A 23,244-nucleotide genomic window follows, 5' to 3' on the forward strand; every position below is an offset into this window, starting at 1 on the left:
GTATGATTCATGCAAAAATAAAAGAGGCCATTCAAACATATAGTGAAGAACTAACACAATTACGAAGAAAGCTTCACTCTGAACCCGAAGTGTCCTGGGAGGAATTCAAAACAACTCAATTTGTCTGCGATTATCTTGATCAATTAAGAATCTCTTATCGAAAAACGGAACCAACGGGTGTGATTGCGGAAATTCGTGGGGGGAAGCCTGGTAAAACGGTTGCCTTGAGAGGTGACATGGATGCATTGCAGGTAGAGGAACTCAATAGAGATTTGGAATATGCCTCCAAAGAGGATGGGAAAATGCATGCTTGCGGGCACGATGCACACACTGCCATGTTATTGATTGCGGCTAAAGCGCTCAATGAAATAAAGGATGAGCTGCCGGGTATTGTACGACTATTGTTCCAGCCGGCAGAAGAAGTAGCAGAGGGAGCAAAAGCGTTGGTAGCACAAGGTGCAATGGAAGGTGTGGATAACGTCTTTGGAATCCACATTTGGTCACAAATGCCAACGCACAAAGTATCGTGCACCCCTGGACCATCCTTTGCTTCAGCCGATTTATTTAAAGTTACGTTCAAAGGCAGAGGCGGACATGGAGCCATGCCTCATGCATGTATTGATGCTGCGATTGTAGCCTCATCCTTCGTCATGAATGTACAAACAGTTGTATCTAGAACCATTGATGCTCAGCATCCGGCTGTTCTAACGATTGGAAAAATGGTTGTCGGTACAAGGTTCAATGTAATAGCTGAAAATGCAGTAATAGAAGGAACCGTCCGCTGTTTCCACCCTGAAACGAGAGATCATATCGAAACCCAGCTCCAGCATTACGCTGACCAGGTTGCAGCGATGTATGGTGCAACCGCAAAAGTAGAATATATTCACGGAACCAAAGCGGTACTTAACGATGAATACAGTGCAAACTTAGTTCAAAAAGTTGCCGCAGAAGCATTTGGGGATGATGTGGTTTATAACGAAAAGCCAACCATGGGCGGCGAAGACTTCAGTGAATATCTCGGCCATGCACCAGGAAGCTTTGCTTTAGTTGGCAGTGGAAACCGGGAAAAAGACACAGAATGGGCTCATCACCACGGCAAATTCAACATCGACGAAGACGCCCTCACAACAGGCGCAGAACTCTATGCCCAATATGCATGGGCATACCTAAATGAATAATAAAACAGCGGTGCCTGTCACCTAGGGTGACAGGCACCGTTCGTGGACACTGTCCACCTCAGGCGGACAGTCGCTAAATATATGGGTAAAGGTTACAAATAAAAATGGATACTGCCGTTGGCGGTATCCATTTTATGCTGCCTTTACTGTTGCGTTGTTTGTTGTCGTTGGATCTTTTGGAATACGAGGTTACATAAATGGTAGTTACAATAAGCGTAAACACAGAAAATAAACATGAAGGTTATCTTCCAGGTGAATAGGATTAATATCGTTAGGACTAGTAAGACGATAAGAGACAGTGTAACGAGTATATATCTGAACGAAAAGAAAAGGGAGTTCTTGATTGCAGTCGTCCAATTAACGTTGTAATTTGCAATGGCTGGAAAGATAAAAATGGTGATGAACAGCATTACTAAACCAATTAAAGTTAAAACAGGTAAGAGTACATATTGGAATGAAGCAAAGTTTTTCAATAACATAAAATTAAGGAAAAATAGTCCAGTGAAAACAATCCAGATAATTCCTAAGACAAAACTCTGTTTAAAGTTTTCTTTGAAGTATTGGAAAAAGGCACGAAAAACACTATAGTCTTTATGTAATACCCACTGACGGATTACGCAGAACATTGCCACAGTCGCGGGGAAAATTGTAATGACCGGCAGGCAAAACAAAAGCCAAAGGAGATTTAATTGGAAAAAGGCAGTTACAAATTCAAGTATTCTGAATAATTGTTTCATGTTAGCTCCCCATATTTCATATTTTCTAGTAGTACTACTAAAATACCATACAACTTTTTAAAAAAGAAGTACAAGTATATGGGTGAAATTGTTTGTAAGGAGGACAGAATGGCAATTAAAGCAGTTTTTTTTGACTTAGATGATACATTACATGACCATTTATATCCTTTTTCAAAGGCGTTTAAAGACTCATTTCCTAATCTTTATGAACAAGTGGATGTTGTGTCATTGTATAAAAAATTTAGGGACTTTAGCGATTTGTTATGGAAGAAATATAGTTATCAAGAGTTGACGTTAGAAGAACTCCGAATAGCTAGAATTGTAATGGCATCAGAATATTTTCAAACAGGCATTACGAATGAACAAGCAAGTAAATTTCAAGCCCAATATGCGTTGAATTTGGAAAACCTTCAGTTATTTGCTGAGGTTCCAGAACTAATAGATAGTATGAAAGCTAAGGGAAAACTAGTTGGTATCATTACAAATGGGCCAGTACAACATCAGTTTAATAAAATAAACTCACTTGGCCTGACAAGTTACGTATCTAGAGAACACATCTTCATTTCTGATGAAGTGGGAGTGGCAAAACCAAACAAACAAATCTTTCATCATGCAGCACAAAAAGTCAATATAATTCCAAGTGAGATCGTGTATATTGGGGACTCCTGGCCCAACGATGTAGTGGCACCGATGGAAGCAGGATGGAAGGCGATTTGGTATAACCACCGAAAAAGGCTGCCAGGTACCGACCATAAACCCCTAGCAGTAATTGATCATCTTCTATCTATTATCGATATTATAGATAAAGACATTTAATATCATTCATACTAGTAAACAAATTATTTGAACATTTAGAAAATGTTGTTGTTAACACTGTGCTTAATCCGTATTATTAGGACATAGAGTTAAATAATTTGAAGGGTGGAATAACAAATATGAAACACCACACTTTTGCTAAAACCCCGCCAATGGGCTGGAATAGTTGGGATTGCTATGGAGCAACTGTCACGGAAGACGAAGTTAAAGGCAATGCTGACTATATTGCTGAGCATCTTAAGCCTTTTGGCTGGGAATACGTTGTTGTTGATATCCAATGGTACGAAGCAGGAGCTGTTTCCTCAGCGTATCGTCCCTTTGTACCCCTGGAGATGGATGAATATTCAAGGTTAATACCAGCCGTAAATCGCTTTCCATCAGCAGCAAATGGAAAAGGATTTAAACCCTTAGCGGATTATGTACATAACCTTGGGTTAAAGTTTGGTATCCACATCATGCGCGGAATCCCGCGGCAGGCTGTTCATAACAATACCCCTTTATTGGGAACGAATATAAGGGCTAGAGATATTGCACATCCAAATTCTATTTGCCCTTGGAATACCGATATGTATGGAATTGATCCCGAAAAAGAAGGCGCGCAGGAGTACTACAATTCCCTGTTTCAACTGTATGCGGAATGGGGTGTTGACTTTGTCAAAGTCGATGACATTGCGGCATCAAGGCTTTATTATTTTCATAAAGCTGAAATTGAGCTTATTCGAAACGCAATGGACCGGTGCGGAAGAAATATGGTGCTGAGTCTGTCTCCAGGTCCTGCCCCCTTGGAATACAGTGAAGATTTAAAGGAAAATGCCAATATGTGGAGAATGACTGACGATTTTTGGGACCATTGGAGTCTTTTATATGGCATGTTTGAAAGATGTGAGAAGTGGTACGAACATGTTGGACCTGGGCATTGGCCAGATTGTGATATGCTGCCACTAGGCCATATCGGTCTTCGCTCTGTTGATGGAGGCGGTGGGGACCGGTGGACTAGATTTACGAAAGATGAGCAGGTTACGATGATGACGTTGTGGGCGATATTCCGATCTCCGCTTATGTTTGGCGGTGAACTCCGTGATAATGATGAATGGACGTTATCTTTGCTAACGAATAAAGAGGTACTTGAGGTAAATCAAACTAGTCACAGTAATCGCCTGATTGAACGAAATGGGGATAAAATTGTTTGGGCTGCAACGAATGACAAAGGTCAAACTTATATTGCTCTTTTCAATGCTGGAGAGGAAAAGGCTGATATAAAAGTAACGCTTGATCAGCTGGGGCTATCAAAAGGGCTTCAAGCTAGAGATTTGTGGAAACATGAAGAAATGGGTTTGGTAACAGACGGAATTCAACAAACGTTAGCCCCTCACTCTTCGATTTTGCTAAAGTTGTATTGATGGGAACAAAAAAACACACCATTTGAGTGTGTTTTTTTGTCGATATAGAAGCTTACTCTATTAGTGAAATTCATAACAAAATCAGAAAGTCTTATCACTATTATTATTCTTGACTGATAACAATATCTTTACTTTTTATTGGAGCTGTAGAATTTCGCACTACCAACTCAGGTTCATAGATAATAGACTGAGGATTATTGTCTTTTCCTTCTACGGCTGAAACAATCCTCTTCGCTGCTTCAATCCCCATTTCCATTTTAGGATGGGCGACTGATGTTAGTTTCACTTCAAAGGTCTCAGCTAGAAATGAGTCATCGTAACCAACGACTGACACATCTTCAGGGACACTTATTTGGTGATTTCTTAAAACATCTAAAACCATCAGAGCTAATTGATCATTGTAACAAACAATGGCTGTCGGCCTATCATCTGACGAATAAAATTTGTTTAATCGATCATTAACCTTTTCGTTCATATCCTCGGTTGAATAGGAGATAACCATGTCTGGGAAGAACGTAATCCCGTGCTCTCGGAATGCGCGGATGAAGCCCTGCATACGGTTAACTCCTTGAAGATCGTCGGTTTTAAATAATCCGATAATCTTGCGATGACCAAGCTTAATTAAATGTTCAGTAGCAATATAGCCTCCATGTTCATCATTGACAACAATATGTGGAGGGGCTAGCTGTGGATAGAACTGATTAATCATTAAATATGGAATGTTATGCTGTTCTAGTTCTAAATAGTAATGAATGTTAGGGTTATAGATACTACTTTTTGTTGGTTCAACGATAAGACCATCGATATTTCTGCTTAACATGGTTTGTAAGCATTGTTTTTCTTTTTCGATGTCGTTATCTGTACATGCAAACGTTAACGAATACCCTTGGGCTGTTAGGTAGGATTCAATTCCTCTAATAATAGAAGGGAAAATATAGTCGGAAATATAGGTTGTTATTACCCCGATATTTTTTCCGTTCGTTTGAGCTGGAAGAACAGTTTGCTCATTTTCTTCCTGTCTAAATGAACAAAAGGTTCCAGCTCCTTGCTCCCTATAAAGCCATCCCTCGTGTACTAAGTCTCCGACCGCTTGGCGAACTGTATGTCTGCTGACACCGAACATTTTAACAAGTTCATTTTCTGAGTGAATTTTTTCACCTGGCTTAACTTTACCGCTGGTGATCCAATCCGTTATCTTTTCTTTCACCATATTGTACTTGGTTTTTTGCGCCATTGTATCACCACTTTCTGTATTACATATGCGTATATTTTAAATAAAGGATATAGAGTAAAAAGAATTGTGCTATATTTTTATTATACAACAATTATTATACTTTAAAAACACGTACGTACATAAGTAAAAAAATTATTAAAACATGATTGACATGTACGAACAGGTATATTAGTATTTTACTTGTAGGGAATACGCTTTCATAGATTTACAACGTTTACAACGAAACGAGAAGAACGTAATTATAATGCCTTCAGTTAAGTGCAAAAGGTTACGGCGAAAGAATATTCAGGAGGGATTATTATGTAGTCGCCTAACATGTACGTACAATGCACGAACAAATCTACTATATTATTTTATTAGATTATGGTTACGTTTTCAAAGTTTTCACGAAATTGTTTTACTATTAAAATAGTTTTGGAGGGATTACCTTGTCGAAATCAACAAAAAAGTTAGGCTCATTAATTCTACTTACTATTATGATTATCGGTTCTATCTTAGCTGGTTGTTCTAATAGCCAGGAAACCACAGGAAAAACGAAAGATGGAAAAACAGCACTTACATTTATGTTTAGAGGCCAGCCTCAAGAATTAAAAGCTTATGAAGCAACTGTAAAACGCTATGAAGCGTCACATCCTGATGTGAAAGTGACATTGGTTCAAGTTGCTCCAGATCAATATGATACAAAGTTAAAAGCAGCGATTGCTGGTAAGAAGATTCCTGATGTATTCTTCTATAACCCAGCTCAAGTAAAAGCATATGTAAACTCTGGTGTATTAAAAGATATTACTGAGTTCGTAGAAGGCTCAGAAAATGTAAACATGGAAGATATTTGGGAAAAGGGTATTGCGAAGTATCGTTTTGATGGCGAAACTCTTGGAGAAGGTGCAATTTACGGATTGCCGAAAGATTTAGGGCCATTCGCTTTAGGTTACAATAAAACAATGTTTGATGAAGCAGGAATTCCTCTTCCTGACAAAGACAAACCATATACTTGGGATGAATTCATTGATGTTGCACAAAAGTTAACAATTGATAAAAATGGCGACGGCAAAATGGATCAGTATGGAACAGGATTCAATGTTAACTGGGCATTACAGCCGTTTGTATGGAGTAATGGCGGAGACTGGATCGATGAAACTGGCACAAAGGTAACAATCGATACTCCTGAATTTGTTGAAGCATTACAATGGTTTGCAGATCAGCAAAACAAGTACAAAATCACTCCTTCTATCGCAGACGCACAAACACTTGATACGTACCAAAGATGGATGAAAGGCGAGTTAGCATTCTTCCCTGTTGGACCATGGGATATGGGTGCGTTTAAAGAACAATTAAAGTTTGAATATGATTTACTTCCTTGGCCTGCAGGTTCAACTGGTAAATCAGCTGCATGGGTTGGTTCTCTAGGTATTGGTGTAGGAGCTACAACTAAGAACGCAGAAGCGGCAGCAGAGTTAGCATTATACCTATCTGCTGACCAAGAAGGTAACCAGGCATTAGTAGATGCTCAAGTTCAATTACCAAACAGCGTTACTGTTGCTGAACAATGGGCAGCAGATGCATCAATTAAGCCAGAAAACAAGAAAGAATTCTTAGATATTATCAATGATTACGGACGTGGATTCCCAGCTGAAAAAACTTACACAGCTGAATGGTATGATGAATTCTTCAAAAACATCCAGCCGGTTATTGATGGTAAGATGTCAGCAGAAGATTATGTGAAAGAAGCGCAGCCTAAGATGCAAAAATTATTAGATGCTGCAATTGCACAAGAAAAACAAGCTAAGAAATAAAACGCAAACTGAACTTTGACACAGTGTAAATGGTGCTAGTTTTCTTATAGACTACTAGCGCCATTTATTCCTTTTATCTAAATTTTTTTTGCTTAAAGAAATTTAGAAATAGGGAAATGTGTCATTATTATAGCTTTTGAAAGGGTGAGAGAAGATGAAAACGACATCCAAACTGTATCGCACAGAGCAAAGATATGCCTATTTATTTATTGCTGCACCTGTCATAGGATTCCTCATATTTGCAATGGTTCCTCTCATTTACTCCATTTACGGTGCATTTACAAACTGGGACGGCCTAGGATCAATGACCTTTATTGGGCTGGAGAATTTCAAAAATGTTTTCCAAGACGAGTACTTCTATAAGTCGATGTTTAACACGATTTATATGATGCTTGGTATTCCAATCGGTATTGTTTTGGCATTATTACTTGCTTTAGCTTTAAATCGCGGGATTCCTGGAACCAATACATTTAGGGTTTTATACTATATTCCGGTTATCTCTTCTATCGCTGCGATCTCTATTCTTTGGCAATGGGCTTATAACGGGGATTATGGATTAGTCAATCAGTTCTTAGCTATTTTTGGAATAGAAGGACCAAATTGGCTGCAAAATACTTCTACGGTAAAACCGGCATTGATCATCATGGCGGTATGGAAGGGATTAGGATACACAATGCTGCTCTACTTAGCTGCACTTCAAAGTGTACCTACATCATTTTATGAAGCAGCAAAACTGGATGGAGCTAACGCTGTCAAAACATTTTGGTACATCACTCTTCCAATGGTAAAACCAGTAACCTTCTTTATCATCGTAACCAATATTATTGGCGGAGCTCAGATTTTCACTGAAATTAACGTTATGACTCCAACGGGCGGTCCTGAATATAGTTCAGCATCCGTGGTGTTTTATATTTGGCAAAAAGCATTTGGTAACTTCCAATTAGGTTATGCATCTGCAATGGCGTTAGTATTAGGACTTTTCATCTTCATTATTACTTTAATCCAATTTAAGATAAACGAGAAAAATTCCTATGAACTGGATTAATAACCGTAAAGTAAGAGAGTGATAGAGAGGAGCGTATAAAATGGAAGTTGCAGTTGCAAATAAAAAGTCAGTTAAAGCAGAACCTATGTCTGAAAAGAAGAAAAATAGAATTACCGATGCCGTTGTATTTGTTTTCCTAAGCATTGGAGCAATCTTCATGGTAGCCCCTTTGTTATGGATGTTCTCGACTTCAATTAAGTCACGGGAGGATGTATTTGCTTTACCTCCGGTGTGGATTCCAGAAACGATTTCTTTTGCTAAGTATTCCGAAATCTGGACGATGGGGCCGCTGCTTTCAGGTATTAGCAATAGCTTAATCGTCGCTGTTTCAGTAACGGTGATTGGTACATTCACCTCAAGTTTGGCAGCATTTGCATTTTCTAAGCTGCATTTTAAAGGTAAAAATAATATCTTCATCATGTTATTTGCATCGGTTATGATTCCTTATCCAGTGCTGATGATTCCACAGTTCATCATGTTTTCATCCGTAGGATGGGTGGATACCTTGCTGCCATTAATCGTCCCTGGATTTTTTGGAAATATTTTTATGATTTTCTTTTTACGTCAATACTTAACTAGTATTCCTACCTCAATCATTGAAGCTGCAAAGATTGATGGATGTTCATATTTCCAAATCTTTTACAAAATCATCTTCCCGTTAATTAAGCCTGCTGTGGCTGCTCAGTTAATTCTATGGTTTATGGGGATCTGGAATGATTACTTAGGACCAATCCTATATTTGAACTCACCTGAGAAGCAGACACTTCAGCTTGTAATTGCAAACTTTAATGCTTCCTATGCGATCCAAAGTGATTATCCACTCATCATGGCCGCGTCGGTTGTCGCGTTATTGCCAATGTTGATTGTTTTCATCGTCTTCCAAAAACAAATCATCGAATCGATTGCAATTTCAGGGGTTAAAGGTTAATAAAACTAAATCAAATGCATGTGCATTTTTGGCTCAACCATCAAGAAGTTAATAGAGAATTAAAAGAGCACTTATCAGAATTACTAGATGATAAGTGCTTTTTGTTTAAAAAATACTCACATACCATGGGAGTCTTTCAATGAAACTTACAACAAAAAGGTCTTTAGTTGGAATCGTCATTTTAATATTGTTTCTCATAGCAGCATTGCTAGTTATGAAATTTTCTATGCCTAAAACAGGCAATTTGTCTGGAGTTACCTTGCCAGCTGCACCTGCCGACAAGCGGGTACATAATGTCAACAGTGATATCCTTTATAAGGAAAAGGATTGGACCACCAACTTTACTCATGATGCTTCCGTTATAAAAGCAGATGGCTGGTATTATGCCTTTTCCACAGACTATATGGTAGGAGCCCCGCCAAAACCAGGAATCCAAATTAGAAAGTCTAAGGATTTAATTAACTGGGAGTTTGCTGGCCGTGTGTTTGAACAGGTATCTGCGGATGCGTGGGAATGGACGAAAGGAACAACTTTTTGGGCTCCGGATGTGGTGAAAATGGATGATAAATATTATTTATACTACTCTGTTTCCTCGGTTGGAACAAGGAACTCGTATATTGGTGTGGCAGTAAGTGACTCGGTTGAGGGTCCATGGACAGACAAAGGTGCTGTATTTAAAACCCAAGAGGGTGATGAACACAGTGTCAATGCAATCGATCCGGATATCATATTTGATGAACAGGGTCAGGCTTGGATGGTATATGGCTCCTATTTTGGCGGTATTTTTATCACAAAGGTCGATTCTAAGACTGGGAAATTAGTTGAACCAAATGATGAGGGCACGTTAGTGGCACAAAGGAAAAATATGAATTACGGCATTGAAGGACCTGAAATTATCCACAACCCTGATACGGGTTATTATTATTTAACTGTATCTTATGAGTGGCTGGAAGACACCTATAATGTCAGGACTGCCCGCTCGAAAAGTATCACCGGACCGTATGTAGACTATAATGGCAACGAAATGATTGATACAACGGATGAATCCTTTAATACTGGGAATAAATTAGTAGGAGCTTATCGATTTGAAAATAGCGATGGCTGGCTGGGGACTGGTCATAATGCCTTGTTTGAGGAAGATGGGGAATATTATCTAACCCATAATGCCAGAGCTGGCGAAGATGTTTTCTGGTCCCATTTACATGTCAGGAAAATGGTTTGGACTGATGACGGCTGGCCAGTGGTTTCGCCGGAAAGATTCGCAGGTGAAGCGGAACAAGAAATAAACGAAGAGAACATCATTGGCAGCTGGGAACAGGTTCATTTACCAAGATATGATGATAGTTTACAAGTATCCAAGAATATACGTTTAAAATCAAATGGGAAAATTGAAGATAAGGATAAGAGTTATTGGGAATTAACGGGGGATAACACATTAAAGCTCACCATCTATGACCCTGACACAGCTCCTGATGATTACTGGAGATATACGTTGAAAGTGATTCCTGCGTGGGACTGGGAAAATTGGGAAGGTACCCTGGTTTTCACAGGTATGGACCAAGAGGGAACAGGATTATGGGGTAAAAAGAAGGCTGAAAAATAAATAATATGGAGTGAGACTAATGCTATCCACCAACCAAGTAAATGTGAATATGAAACTAAAGGAATTTGATCTTAAATCTGTTCGTATTACAGGCGGTCCCTTAAAGCATGCAATGGAGTTAAATAAGGAATATCTATTAAAGCTGGAGCCTGATAGACTGCTTTCTAGATTCAGAGAGTTTGCGGGCCTGCAGCCAAAGGCACCTCACTACGAAGGTTGGGAAGCACAAGGTATTTCTGGACATTCACTAGGACATTATTTATCAGCAGCAGCGATGATGGCAGCGGCAAACGACGATGAGGTGTTCAAGCGAATAGTGAATTATATTGTGGATGAACTTGAAGTTTGTCAGAAAGCTCATGGGACAGGATATATATCTGGTATCCCTCGCGGTAAAGAAATTTTTGAAGAGGTGAAAGCAGGAGATATCCGCTCACAAGGCTTTGATTTGAATGGCGGCTGGGTGCCTCTGTATTCCATTCATAAATTATTTGCTGGTCTTCGTGATGCCTATAGGTACACTGATAATAAGTTGGCATTGTTGATAGAAGTACGGCTTGGTCTATGGCTGGTTGATGTGTTTGAAGATTTAAATGACCAGCAAATACAGGAAGTCTTGAAATGTGAATATGGCGGAATGTCAGAAGTGTTGGCAGACCTTGCTGAAGATACCGGCGATGAACGTTTTTGGAAGCTTTCACAATTATTTCATCACAAAGAATTATTAAGTTCGCTGGAGGCTGAAAATGATGTGCTGGCGGGAAGGCATGCTAATACACAAATACCGAAGATAATCGGGGCGGCACGTCAATATGAACTTTCCGGTAACGATTCCTACCGTCGTATGTCGGAATTCTTTTGGAAACAGGTTGTCCATCATCATTCCTACGTAATCGGTGGAAACAGCATGAATGAACATTTTGGAGAACCGGACAAATTAACTGACCGTCTTGGGGCTAATACGTGTGAAACTTGTAACTCCTATAACATGTTAAAGCTGACAAGACACCTATTTCAATGGGATGCGCTTGCTGAACAAGGAGATTTCTATGAAAGGGTTTTATACAATCATATTTTAGCGTCACAGCATCCGCAAGAAGGTACAGTCACTTACTTTGTATCCCTGGATATGGGCGGCCATAAGGTTTACAATACTCAGTTTAATGATTTTACTTGCTGCGTTGGTACAGGAATGGAGAATCATTCTAGTTATGGCAATGGGATTTACTTTTATAATAATCAATCTCTTGTGGTGAACCAATACATTCCATCCAAACTAAATTGGAGTGAGAAGGGGGTTGTTATTCATCAGACAACTGCGTACCCTGAGGAAGGTTCTATTATATTGTCAATAGAATCTACTGACTCAAAGCCATTCTCCCTATCTGTCCGCTATCCATATTGGGCGGAAAAAGGTATGAATGTAAAAGTAAATGGGGTGCCGTACAATCACGATAGCTCACCTTCTGCTTTTATCACGATTGATCGAGTTTGGGAAAACGGAGATACAATTGAATTGGAAATACCTATGACAGTAAGAGTTGAAAAAATGAACGATAACCCAAATCGGATAGCATTCATGAATGGTCCGCTTGTTCTAGCGGGTGATCTAGGACCGATTCGAAAGGATGAATCTTCAAAAGATATATTATTTACACCAGTATTAGTCACCGATGAGTCAACCGTCCTTAAGCGTATTTTTCCCGTACCTGAAAAGAATCATCACTTTGATATGAAAAAGCTGGGGCATCCTCGTGATGTAAGATTGTTCCCTTTCTATCAAATGCATGATCGCAGTACCTCTGTTTATTGGGACGTATTCACAGAAGAAGAGTGGAAAGAAGCGGAACTATCCTATAAAGCTTCGGTCGAAAAAGAGCGTGAGCTTCAGCTGCGAACTGTTGATTTTGTTCAGCCAGGAGAAATGCAGCCGGAGCGTGATCATCAGTTTGAAGGGGAACATGTGGGGTATGGTGTTCAGTCCAATCGGAAATATCGAGACACATGGCCAAGCGGACACTTCTCCTTTACATTAAAGGTTCAATCCCGACAACAAAATCATCTTGTGGTCATGTATACAAAAGAAATTGAGTCTATGAAATCCTTTGATATCACCATCGATGGAGTTAAATTAGAAAAAAGTCATGTTGAACTTGTCGAGCTGAACACGTTTGTACAAATAAAATATGAAATTCCGAATCAAGCAACTATGGGTAAGGAGCAAGTGAAGGTGACTTTCCGTGCTCATGAAGGTCAAAAAGTACCTAAGGTATTTGCAATTCGAGTGGTTAAAGACTAGAAATATAAATAAAAGAGTAGGAAAACGAACATGTTTTTCCTACTCTTTTAACTTGTATGTAAAAAGTTTTTAAATATGAGTAAAATACCTTGAAAAAATATGGATAGGTGGTACAATCAACTTAAAGGTTATACGTACAAGTTTTGGAAACGAGTACAACAACAGTAACTTGTAGGGTGTAAAAGAGAGTGATTTGTCGAATAATCACGAACCTTGTACGGATGACATACTTACGATTAAAGTAGAACGTTTAAAAGTAACCTGAGTGAGATAGTGAAGTAACGTTTCTATTCTTTTAAACTCAGAAATTTTTTATCAATTATGTAAACGTATTCTTTCTAAAAGGCAGGGTGGAAAAATGGCTAAATATACAATTGGTGTCGACTATGGAACACAGTCAGGAAGAGCTGTTTTAGTTGAGATTGGAACTGGTAAAGAGGTTGCAACAGCTGTAAAACCATACACACATGGAGTGATGGATGAGTTTTTGCCAGATGGAACCATAAAATTAGAACATGATTGGGCTTTACAGCATCCCACAGATTATTTAGAAGTTTTACAGATTACCATTCCAGAAGTATTAGATAAAGCACAAGTTTCCCCGGATGATGTCATCGGATTAGGAATCGACTTTACAGCTTGTACGGTCCTACCGATTGATCAGACTGGGACTCCTCTTTGCTGTAAACCTGAATATAGTAAAAACCCACACAGTTATGTAAAGCTTTGGAAGCACCATGCAGCACAAGACGAAGCAAACCGATTAAATGAAATTGCTGAACTCCGTGGTGAAAAGTTTTTACAAAGGTACGGCGGAAAGATTTCATCCGAGTGGATGATTCCGAAGGTATGGCAAATCTTAGATGAAGCACCTGAAATTTATGAAGCAGCAGATCAAATTTTAGAAGCAACGGATTGGGTTATTTCTCAATTGACTGGTCAAGTAAAACGCAACAGCTGTACTGCAGGCTATAAAGCAATGTGGCATAAGCAGGATGGCTACCCATCAAAAGAATTTTTTAAAGCGCTCGATCCTCGTTTAGAAAATGTTGTCGAAGATAAATTATCTGCAGATATCGTTCCAATTGGCTCTAAGGCTGGAGAAATTACAGCTGAAGGTGCTAAGTTAACAAGATTGAACCCTGGCACTGCAGTAGCAGTTGCAAATGTGGATGCACACGTTGCCGTCCCAGCAGTAGGGATTACAGAACCTGGTAAACTACTAATGATCATGGGAACCTCTACATGTCATATTTTACTAGGTGAAGAGGAAAAGATTGTACCTGGTATGTGTGGTGTGGTCGAAGATGGAGTCATTCCAGGATATATGGGATATGAGGCTGGACAATCATGTGTAGGGGACCATTTTGAATGGTTTACTGAAAACTGTGTACCAGCAAGCTACTATGAGGAAGCAAAAGAGAAAGGCGTAAATATCCATCATTTGTTAACTGAGAAGGCAAGTAAGTTAAATGTTGGTGAAAGCGGTCTCCTCGCCCTTGATTGGTGGAACGGCAATCGTTCAACACTGGTAGACGCTGATCTTACAGGCGTACTGCTAGGGCAGACACTATTAACAAAACCAGAGGAAATTTATCGTGCGCTCATTGAAGCTACTGCATACGGTACCCGAATGATCGTTGAAACGTTCCGTAATAATGGTGTTCCGGTTAATGAAGTGTATGCTGCAGGAGGAATTGCTGAGAAAAATGCAATGATGATGCAGATTTATGCAGATGTATTAAATATGAGTATTAAAATCTCTGCATCTTCTCAAACACCAGCGCTTGGTTCTGCTATGTTTGGTGCTGTTGCAGCAGGAAAAGAACGCGGCGGGTATGACAGCATTACAGAAGCAGCTAAGGATATGGGCAAAGTCAAAGATTATGTATATCAGCCAAAGGCTGAAAATAAGGTTGTCTACGACCAGCTTTATACGGAATATGCACGCCTATACGATTATTTTGGACGCGGAGAAAATAACGTAATGAAAACGTTGAAAAAAATTAAGAGTGCAAGCTCCTTAGAAAGAACGGAGGAGACCGTATGCTAGAAAGACTAAAAAAAGAGGTTTTGGAAGCTAATTTACAGCTGCCAAAACATAACTTGGTTACTTTTACTTGGGGAAATGTAAGTGGAATTGATCGTGAACAAAACCTTGTTGTCATCAAACCGAGCGGTGTGCCTTATGATGAGCTTACCATTGAGGACTTGGTAGTAGTAGATTTGGAAGGCCGGATTGTAGAAGGAAATCTGCGCCCTTCATCTGATACACCAACACATCTTGCGCTCTACCGTGCTTTTCCAGAGATTGGCGGCGTTGTTCATACCCATTCGCCATGGGCTACTAGCTGGGCGCAGGCAGGTCGTCCAATTCCTGCACTTGGAACTACACATGCAGACTATTATTATGGAGAGATTCCTTGTACTCGTGAGATGACTCAAGAGGAAATTGACACTGCTTATGAGCTTGAAACAGGAAATGTAATTATTGAAACGTTTGAAAAAGAAGGCTTAGATCCTGTGGCTATGCCAGGAGTTCTCGTGTTTAACCATGCACCATTCTGCTGGGGGAAAAACGCCAATCAGGCTGTCCATAACGCCGTTGTACTAGAAGAAGTAGCGAAAATGGCGCTGCATACCTTTCAGCTTAATCCTAGCGTAAACCCAATTCAACAATTCTTGTTAGATAAGCATTACTTGCGGAAGCATGGTAAAAATGCCTATTACGGCCAAACAAAACAACCAACAGAGCAAAAACTCTAGTAATAGTCTTATAAAATAACTTGTACGCATAAGGTGTTTGAATTTTACAAAATATTAACTACTTTAGGGGGATTTACCTTGTTAACGACAAAAGCCTATGAATTTTGGTTTGTAACTGGAAGTCAATTACTTTACGGAGAAGACGTACTTAGAGCAGTAGAAGAAAATTCAAAAATAATTGTAAGCGGTCTAGACAATGATTCAGCTGTTCCATATAAATTAGTTTTTAAATCAGTTGTCAAGGATTCCGACGCGATTCGCCGCTTGATTCTTGAAGCGAATGCTGATGAAAATTGCGCAGGTATCATTACGTGGATGCATACATTCTCACCTTCAAAAATGTGGATTGCTGGTCTTTCAGCTCTTCAAAAACCATATCTTCATCTAGCTACACAATTTAACCGTGATATCCCATGGAATTCGATCGATATGGATTTCATGAATCTTAACCAATCTGCACACGGAGACCGTGAACACGGTTTTATCGCCAGTCGTTTAAAGGTTAAGCGTAAGGTAGTTGTAGGACATTGGGAAAACGCAGATGTTAGAGAACGTGTTGGAAACTGGATGAGAACGGCAGCAGCTTTTGAAGAAAGTAAGAATTTAAAGGTTGCAAGATTTGGTGATAACATGCGCCAAGTAGCGGTTACTGAAGGTGATAAGGTAGAAGCGCAAATCAAATTTGGCTGGACAGTCAATGGTTACGGCGTTGGAGACCTCGTTCAACGTATGAACGATGTAAGTGAACAAGAACTTGATCAGTTAATGGCTGAATACGAAGAGAAATACGATATTACTCCAGAAGGTCTTACTGACGGACCGGTTAGAGACAGCATCCGTTATCAAGCAAGAATCGAACTTGGAATGAAAGCATTCTTGGCTGAAGGCGGTTATACAGCATTTACAACTACTTTTGAGGATTTACATGGTATGCGTCAGCTTCCTGGTCTAGCAGTGCAGCGTTTAATGGAACAAGGCTATGGCTTCGCAGGTGAAGGTGACTGGAAAACCGCTGCGCTAGTTCGTTTGATGAAAATCATTGCTGGCAATGAAGGTACTTCATTTATGGAAGACTACACCTATCATTTTGAACCAGGAAATGAAATGGTTCTTGGTGCACATATGCTTGAGGTTTGTCCAACGATTTCAGCTACCCGTCCTAAAATTGAGGTTCATCCTCTAGGAATTGGCGGTAAGGAAGACCCTGCAAGGATCGTATTTGATGGAAGAGGCGGTTCTGCTTTGAACGCATCCATTATCGACCTTGGACATCGTTTCCGTCTTCTTGTAAATGAAGTGGATGCGCTGCAACTTGAGCAGGATATGCCAAATCTTCCGGTTGCACGTGTACTCTGGAAGGCTCAGCCTTCTCTAAGTCAAGCTGTTGAAAACTGGATTGAAGCAGGCGGAGCTCACCATACTGGCTACTCTTATAAAGTAACAACAGAACAGTTAAGAGACTTTGCAGAATTAGCAGGAATTGAAATGGTTGTCATTAATAACGACACAAAAACTGAATCATTTATTAACGAATTACGCTGGAATGACGTTATCTACCGTTAATTTTTAAACAAGGGGCTATTAGCAATAATAGCCCTAAGGTTTACTAGGGAAGCTTTGATTACATAAACGACTGGAGGATTACTCTATGAAAAATAATGTCATTGTAAATGCGGATATTACAAAAGGAAAAATTAATAAAAATATCTATGGTCATTTTGCAGAGCATTTAGGCAGATGTATTTATGAAGGAATCTGGGTTGGCGAAGATTCTTCAATCCCTAATACGAAGGGGATTCGTAACGATGTATTAGCAGCATTAAAGAATATTAAAGTTCCTGTTCTTCGCTGGCCAGGCGGCTGTTTTGCGGATGAATATCATTGGAAGGACGGTGTCGGTCCTAGAGAAAACCGTAAGCGTATGGTCAATACTCACTGGGGCGGTGTGGTAGAAAACAACCACTTCGGAACACACGAATTCATGCTGTTGTGTGAGTTATTAGAGTGTGAGCCGTATATTTGCGGAAACGTGGGAAGCGGTACGGTTCAAGAAATGTCTGAATGGGTTGAATATATGACCTTTGAAGGTGAATCGCCAATGGCAAACTGGCGCCGGGAAAATGGGCACGAGGAGCCTTGGAAATTAAAGTATTTCGGTGTGGGGAACGAAAACTGGGGCTGCGGCGGCAACATGCGTCCTGAATATTATGCAGACCTTTATCGCCGCTATCAAACTTATGTACGTAACTATGGCGGCAATAAAATTTATAAAATTGCCGGCGGGGCAAATGTGGATGACTATAACTGGACAGAAGTGTTGATGAAGAACGCTCACTGGTTAATGGATGGTTTAAGTCTTCACTATTACACAATCCCTGGAGATTTCTGGCTTGGTAAAGGATCAGCGATTGATTTCCCTGAAGACGAATGGTTCATTACGATGAAGAAAGCTCTTCATATGGATGAGTTAATCACAAAGCATAGTACGATTATGGATAAATACGATCCAGATAAGCGAATTGGCATGATTATCGATGAGTGGGGAACATGGTTTGATGTTGAGCCTGGAACAAATCCAGGATTCTTATATCAGCAAAACACGATTCGTGATGCGCTGGTAGCTGGCCTGCATTTTAACATTTTTCACAATCACGCTGACCGTGTTCAAATGACGAATATTGCACAAACTGTCAACGTGCTGCAAGCGATGATTTTAACTGAAGGCGAGAAGATGATTCTTACTCCGACCTATCACGTATTTGATATGTACAAGGTTCACCAAGATGCTGAACTGCTTGCTGTTGATTCTACATTTGGCAGCTATGAAAATAACGGAGTAACGTTACCACAGGTAACCGTATCTGCTTCGAAAAATGCTGAAGGTATCGTTCATATCAGCTTATGTAACATTGACCATCAGAACGATGCAGTCCTAGATTTAGATCTTCGTGGTGTAATTGGTGTTGAAACAAAGGTGTCAGGAACCATCATTACAGCTGACTCTATGAATGCGCATAACACTTTCGAACAGCCAGAGGTTGTAAAACCTGCTGCGTTTACAGGTGTGAGTGTTGGAGAAAATAAATTATCTATTAAACTACCAGCAATGTCTGTTGTTACATTAGCGGTTGAATAATGAACGAGGGGGAACGGAGCAGTGAGTAAGCAAAATCTATGTAAAGGCTGCGTTGAAAGTGTGATGGTAACAGAGGAAGTTATCCAGGAGCTCGTTAAGGAAACGGAAGAAAATTTATCTGTTATCGTATCGGACGAAGTCTACTCAGAACGCTTAAAGATTTGTGAAAGCTGCCCTTCTCTTCAATATGGCACCACTTGTGCTCATAGCGGATGTATTGTCCGCTATCGGGCCAAGTTTAAAAACAAGAGCTGTCCATTTGCAGGAAAGCCAAAATGGGAAAAGGTTGGTTAGTACTCATAGTTTTATAGAAACGAAGCCGCTGCTTTTGCAAACTCTATCTGATAGAAGAGAGGACAGGGAACATGGTGAATAATAAAGCAAAAATGATTTTAGAAAAAGACTTTAAAATCTCTGAAATTGATAATCGAATTTATGGGTCTTTCATTGAACATTTAGGACGTGCAGTATACGGCGGTATTTATGAGCCAGGACATCCACAAGCGGATGAAAATGGATTCCGCCAGGATGTTATTGAAATGGTTAAGGAACTTCAAGTACCACTTGTCCGCTATCCAGGCGGTAACTTTGTTTCCGGCTATAACTGGGAGGATGGTGTAGGACCGGTAGAAAGCCGTCCACGCCGTTTAGATTTAGCTTGGCGCACAACAGAAACCAACGAAATGGGTACCAATGAGTTCATGAAATGGGCGCAGTTAGTTAATGCTGACGTAAATATGGCTGTTAACCTTGGAACCCGTGGTATTGACGCCGCTAGAAATCTAGTAGAATATTGCAACCACCCAGGAGGTTCTTATTATAGTGATCTTCGTATTTCTCACGGCGTAAAGAATCCATACAACATTAAAACTTGGTGTCTGGGTAACGAGATGGACGGTCCATGGCAAATTGGGCACAAAACAGCTGCGGAATATGGACGCCTCGCTCAAGAAACTGCGAAAGTAATGAAGTGGGTTGATCCTACCATCGAGTTGGTTGCATGTGGAAGTTCTCACCGCAATATGCCGACCTTTGCTGACTGGGAAGCAACGGTTCTTGACCATACGTATGACCATGTTGAATTCATCTCTTTACACCAGTATTACGGCAACCGTGACAATGAGATTTCTAACTATTTGGCATTGTCCCTAGAAATGGATGACTTTATTAAATCGGTTATTTCGATTGCAGACTATATTAAGGCAAAAAAACGCGGTAAAAAGAAAATCAACCTCAGCTTTGATGAATGGAACGTTTGGTATCACAGCAATGAGGCAGATAAGAAAATTGAGCCATGGAGCGTTGCGCCGCCTCAATTAGAAGATGTTTATAACTTTGAAGACGCTTTATTAGTTGGATGTATGCTGATTACGCTTTTAAAGCATGCCGACCGTGTGAAAATTGCGTGTCTGGCTCAGTTGGTCAATGTTATTGCGCCAATTATGACAGAAGACAATGGACCTGCCTGGAAACAAACGATTTTCTATCCTTATATGCATACATCTGTATATGGACGCGGCGTTTCGTTAAACCCAATTGTTTCAAGCCCTAAGTATGACAGCAAAGATTTCACAGATGTTCCTTATCTAGAGTCCACGGCTGTTTACAATGAAGAGCATGAAACATTAACCATCTTTGCTGTAAACCGTCATTTGGAAGAAGGATTAGAACTAGCTGTAGATATCCGTAACTTTGAGGGTTATGAAGTAGTAGAGCATATTGTTCTAGAAAACGACGGCAATCTAAAACAAACGAACTCTGCTAAAGGTACACCAGTTGCCCCGCATTCTAATGGTAATGCGAGAACTGAAAATGGCGGAGTTACTGCGGTATTACCTAAGTTATCTTGGAATGTAATCCGCCTGGCGAAGCGTAACTAATATGCTTTATTCCATACCTGTTCTGTTTACATTTGTGACGGACAGGTATGGAATCATTTTTTCTATGTATCTTTCTTAAGGAAGGACTGAAAGCAATGAAGGTATTAAAAGAGGAGTTTGGAAGGAAAGATAACCAAACTGTTTTTTTATTTAATCTAGTGAATGATCATGGAGTAGAAATTGGCTGTATTAATTATGGCTGTATTATTACAAAAATAATAACTCCTGATAAAGAAGGCAACTTTGAAAATATTGTGGTTGGATATGACACCATGAACGAGTATGAAAATGATACTTATTTTCTAGGTGCTGCCATTGGCCGTGTCGCTGGAAGAATCAAGGCTGGATCCTTTGATTTGAACGGGCAAACCTATACACTAGCAAAAAATGAAAATAACAATCATTTGCATGGCGGTAATAAAGGCTTTAACCAGATTGTTTGGGACAGCGAGGTTATAGAAAATGGTCAGGAGATTGGCGTTCGATTCACTTATGTAAGTCCGAACGGTGAAGAAGGATATCCTGGGAATTTAAATGCTTCTGTTACTTACACCCTGAACAATGACAATGAACTTTCCATCCGTTATTCTGGCATGTCTGATGAGGACACACTGCTAAACATGACGAATCACTCTTATTTCAATTTAAGTGGAAACTTAAAACGAGATATTTTAAATCATACTTTACGAATAAAAAGCGATCAGTTTCTTGAATTAAATGATCAATTGCTTCCTACGGGTGAAATGCTTGATGTTAAAGGTACGGCATTTGATTTTACAACAGAGAGAATGATTCGAACTGGAGTGGAATCAAACCACCCGCAAAATCTATTAGCCGGTGCAGGGTATGACCATCCATTTCTACTGAATACACAACATGATGAAGAAATTGTCCTAAAAGACATCGAAAGTGGACGGACCTTAACCGTTGAAACAGATGAAGCAGGAGTCGTTGTCTATTCTGGCAATCAGATGAAATCGGAAGGGGAGATTGCTGGGGTACCGTCACAGAAATACTTGGGAATCTGTTTAGAGACACAGGGATTACCGGACGCGATTCATCACCCTCAGTTTCCTTCCTGGATTCTAGAAAAGGATCAAGAATATTCGATGGTAACAACCTATAAATTTGGGATTATAGAATAGATTGCCCGATACTTTTTCTATGGAGCAGGAGGAATTTAAGTGGAAAACTATATTGCTGAACTCATGACTCTAGCTCAAACATGTGATTGTGGAAATCATCATCACCGTATTCCAATAGAAAAAATCTCAATTGGAAACAGTGTTTACAAAGAACTTGCTGCCTTTGCATCGTATAAGGAATTTAAACATGCTGTCATAATCGCAGATGAAAATACCTATCAAGCTGCAGGCAAAAGTCTATCAGATTCATTAGAAGAAACTGGTATCAGAGTATCGCTTAGCATAATTACTCCGGATGAAAATAATGATGTTGTCGCTGACGAAATCTCCTTAGTTCAAGCATTAGTAGAGATTCCGGTAGAAACGGATGTCATTATTGCTGTCGGTGCAGGGACACTCCATGATATTGCGCGTTTTTGCAGTAGTAAAATGAAGGTACCTTTTATCTCAGTCCCGACCGCGCCTTCTGTAGACGGGTTTACATCAATGGGGGCGCCATTAATTGTCAGGGGAGTAAAGACAACCTTCCAAATGTCAGCCCCAATTGCACTATTTGCGGATTTATCTATACTAAAGGCGTCACCACGAAAAATGGTTGCTGCGGGCTTTGGAGATATGCTGGCCAAATATACATCACTCTCTGACTGGAAGTTTGGTCACCTTGTAAAAGGAGAACCATATTGTCCACTAGTTGCTGTTATTACCCGTGAAGCATTAGAGTCATGTGTGGAGAATGTTGAAAAAATTGCTGCTTCTGATGAAGAAGGAATTCAGATTCTAATTGAAGCTCTGATCAAATCAGGGCTGGCAATGCTGGTATTTGGTCAGTCACATCCAGCTTCTGGCGGTGAACACCATCTCTCGCATTACTGGGAAATGGACTTTTTAAAGCGCAAGCGCCCTGCAGTGCTTCATGGAGCGAAGGTCGGAGTATCAACGGTACTGCTTGCGGAAGTATATAAAAGTCAGTTTCTTCCTTTACTATCTGAACCAGCTCGTTTGCAGTCGATACAAATTGAAAACTTACAAGAAAACATAAAAGAAATCATGAAAGTTTATCGAGAGATACCAGCCCCTGAACACCTGAAAAATCTGTTAATGCAGACAGGCGGGGAAACCATGCCGGAACAGCTGGGCATTGATGAACAGCTAGTTGCTGCAAGTTTAAGCAGTGCACATAATTTAAGGAATCGATATACAGCTTTAAAATTTATGAATGTTGCTCAAAAAGAAAGCAGACCCATCATACAACCATGATTTTTTTAAAAGGAAAGGTGAAATATC

General features: G+C 39.9%; 18 protein-coding genes. 16 read left to right on the top strand and 2 right to left on the bottom strand.

Annotation, left to right across the window (positions count from 1 at the left end; translation table 11 throughout):
• Nucleotides 1-2 precede the first annotated feature (2 nt).
• Entirely contained in the window at nucleotides 3-1,178 is a 1,176-nt protein-coding gene (locus H0184_RS11275; protein WP_221824509.1) for an amidohydrolase, read from the top strand.
• Nucleotides 1,179-1,321: 143 nt separating this feature from the next.
• On the opposite strand, the gene H0184_RS11280 is transcribed toward H0184_RS11275, so the two are convergent.
• Entirely contained in the window at nucleotides 1,322-1,915 is a 594-nt protein-coding gene (locus H0184_RS11280) for a DUF624 domain-containing protein (RefSeq protein WP_221824511.1), read from the bottom strand.
• A 108-nt stretch (nucleotides 1,916-2,023) separates the two neighbouring features.
• On the opposite strand from H0184_RS11280, the gene H0184_RS11285 reads away from it, so the two are divergent.
• Both H0184_RS11285 and H0184_RS11290 read left to right on the top strand, forming a co-directional pair.
• Nucleotides 2,024-2,731, top strand: coding sequence for an HAD family hydrolase (locus tag H0184_RS11285; RefSeq protein ID WP_221824513.1), 708 nt, complete (start codon nucleotides 2,024-2,026; stop codon nucleotides 2,729-2,731).
• A gap of 119 nt (nucleotides 2,732-2,850) precedes the next feature.
• Nucleotides 2,851-4,131: a glycoside hydrolase family 27 protein gene (locus H0184_RS11290; protein ID WP_221824515.1), complete on the top strand. Its 1,281-nt coding sequence runs from the start codon at nucleotides 2,851-2,853 to the stop codon at nucleotides 4,129-4,131.
• A gap of 103 nt (nucleotides 4,132-4,234) precedes the next feature.
• On the opposite strand, the gene H0184_RS11295 is transcribed toward H0184_RS11290, so the two are convergent.
• On the bottom strand, nucleotides 4,235-5,365 hold the full coding sequence (locus H0184_RS11295) for a GntR family transcriptional regulator (RefSeq protein WP_221824517.1): 1,131 nt from the start codon (nucleotides 5,363-5,365) through the stop codon (nucleotides 4,235-4,237).
• 476 nt (nucleotides 5,366-5,841) lie between these two features.
• Between H0184_RS11295 and H0184_RS11300 the strand changes: the two genes are divergently transcribed.
• The 13 genes from H0184_RS11300 (at nucleotide 5,842) to H0184_RS11360 (ending at nucleotide 23,217) form a co-directional block, all read left to right on the top strand.
• Entirely contained in the window at nucleotides 5,842-7,158 is a 1,317-nt protein-coding gene (locus H0184_RS11300) for an ABC transporter substrate-binding protein (RefSeq protein ID WP_221824586.1), read from the top strand.
• Between the two features lie 154 nt (nucleotides 7,159-7,312).
• A complete protein-coding gene (locus H0184_RS11305) occupies nucleotides 7,313-8,203 on the top strand; it encodes a carbohydrate ABC transporter permease (RefSeq protein ID WP_221824519.1) in 891 nt (296 codons plus the stop codon).
• 85 nt (nucleotides 8,204-8,288) lie between these two features.
• The gene (locus H0184_RS11310) at nucleotides 8,289-9,131 is read left to right on the top strand and encodes a carbohydrate ABC transporter permease (protein ID WP_221824588.1); all 843 of its coding nucleotides are present in this window, start codon (nucleotides 8,289-8,291) and stop codon (nucleotides 9,129-9,131) included.
• A gap of 139 nt (nucleotides 9,132-9,270) precedes the next feature.
• Entirely contained in the window at nucleotides 9,271-10,734 is a 1,464-nt protein-coding gene (locus H0184_RS11315; protein ID WP_221824521.1) for an arabinan endo-1,5-alpha-L-arabinosidase, read from the top strand.
• A gap of 49 nt (nucleotides 10,735-10,783) precedes the next feature.
• Nucleotides 10,784-13,033: a glycoside hydrolase family 127 protein gene (locus tag H0184_RS11320; RefSeq protein WP_221824590.1), complete on the top strand. Its 2,250-nt coding sequence runs from the start codon at nucleotides 10,784-10,786 to the stop codon at nucleotides 13,031-13,033.
• Between the two features lie 358 nt (nucleotides 13,034-13,391).
• On the top strand, nucleotides 13,392-15,086 hold the full coding sequence (gene araB / locus H0184_RS11325; RefSeq protein WP_221824523.1) for a ribulokinase: 1,695 nt from the start codon (nucleotides 13,392-13,394) through the stop codon (nucleotides 15,084-15,086).
• On the top strand, nucleotides 15,080-15,799 hold the full coding sequence (gene araD, locus H0184_RS11330) for an L-ribulose-5-phosphate 4-epimerase (protein WP_221824525.1): 720 nt from the start codon (nucleotides 15,080-15,082) through the stop codon (nucleotides 15,797-15,799). Before araB ends, araD begins: the two co-directional genes overlap by 7 nt.
• Nucleotides 15,800-15,877: 78 nt before the next feature.
• On the top strand, nucleotides 15,878-17,362 hold the full coding sequence (gene araA / locus H0184_RS11335; protein WP_221824527.1) for an L-arabinose isomerase: 1,485 nt from the start codon (nucleotides 15,878-15,880) through the stop codon (nucleotides 17,360-17,362).
• An 85-nt stretch (nucleotides 17,363-17,447) separates the two neighbouring features.
• Complete coding sequence (locus H0184_RS11340; protein WP_221824529.1) at nucleotides 17,448-18,935, top strand: alpha-N-arabinofuranosidase; 1,488 nt, start codon at nucleotides 17,448-17,450, stop codon at nucleotides 18,933-18,935.
• Nucleotides 18,936-18,956: 21 nt separating this feature from the next.
• Complete coding sequence (locus tag H0184_RS11345) at nucleotides 18,957-19,229, top strand: DUF6171 family protein (protein ID WP_313771754.1); 273 nt, start codon at nucleotides 18,957-18,959, stop codon at nucleotides 19,227-19,229.
• 71 nt (nucleotides 19,230-19,300) lie between these two features.
• Complete coding sequence (arfA, locus tag H0184_RS11350; RefSeq protein ID WP_221824531.1) at nucleotides 19,301-20,815, top strand: arabinosylfuranosidase ArfA; 1,515 nt, start codon at nucleotides 19,301-19,303, stop codon at nucleotides 20,813-20,815.
• A 95-nt stretch (nucleotides 20,816-20,910) separates the two neighbouring features.
• The gene (locus tag H0184_RS11355; protein ID WP_221824533.1) at nucleotides 20,911-21,960 is read left to right on the top strand and encodes an aldose epimerase family protein; all 1,050 of its coding nucleotides are present in this window, start codon (nucleotides 20,911-20,913) and stop codon (nucleotides 21,958-21,960) included.
• Nucleotides 21,961-21,999: 39 nt separating this feature from the next.
• Nucleotides 22,000-23,217 (top strand): sn-glycerol-1-phosphate dehydrogenase, encoded by a 1,218-nt coding sequence (locus tag H0184_RS11360; protein WP_313771755.1) that lies wholly within the window; start codon nucleotides 22,000-22,002, stop codon nucleotides 23,215-23,217.
• Nucleotides 23,218-23,244 lie beyond the last annotated feature (27 nt).

Origin of the sequence: Neobacillus niacini, from assembly GCF_019749295.1 — a bacterium.
In the GTDB taxonomy this organism is placed as follows: Bacteria; Bacillota; Bacilli; order Bacillales; family Cytobacillaceae; genus Neobacillus; species Neobacillus niacini_D.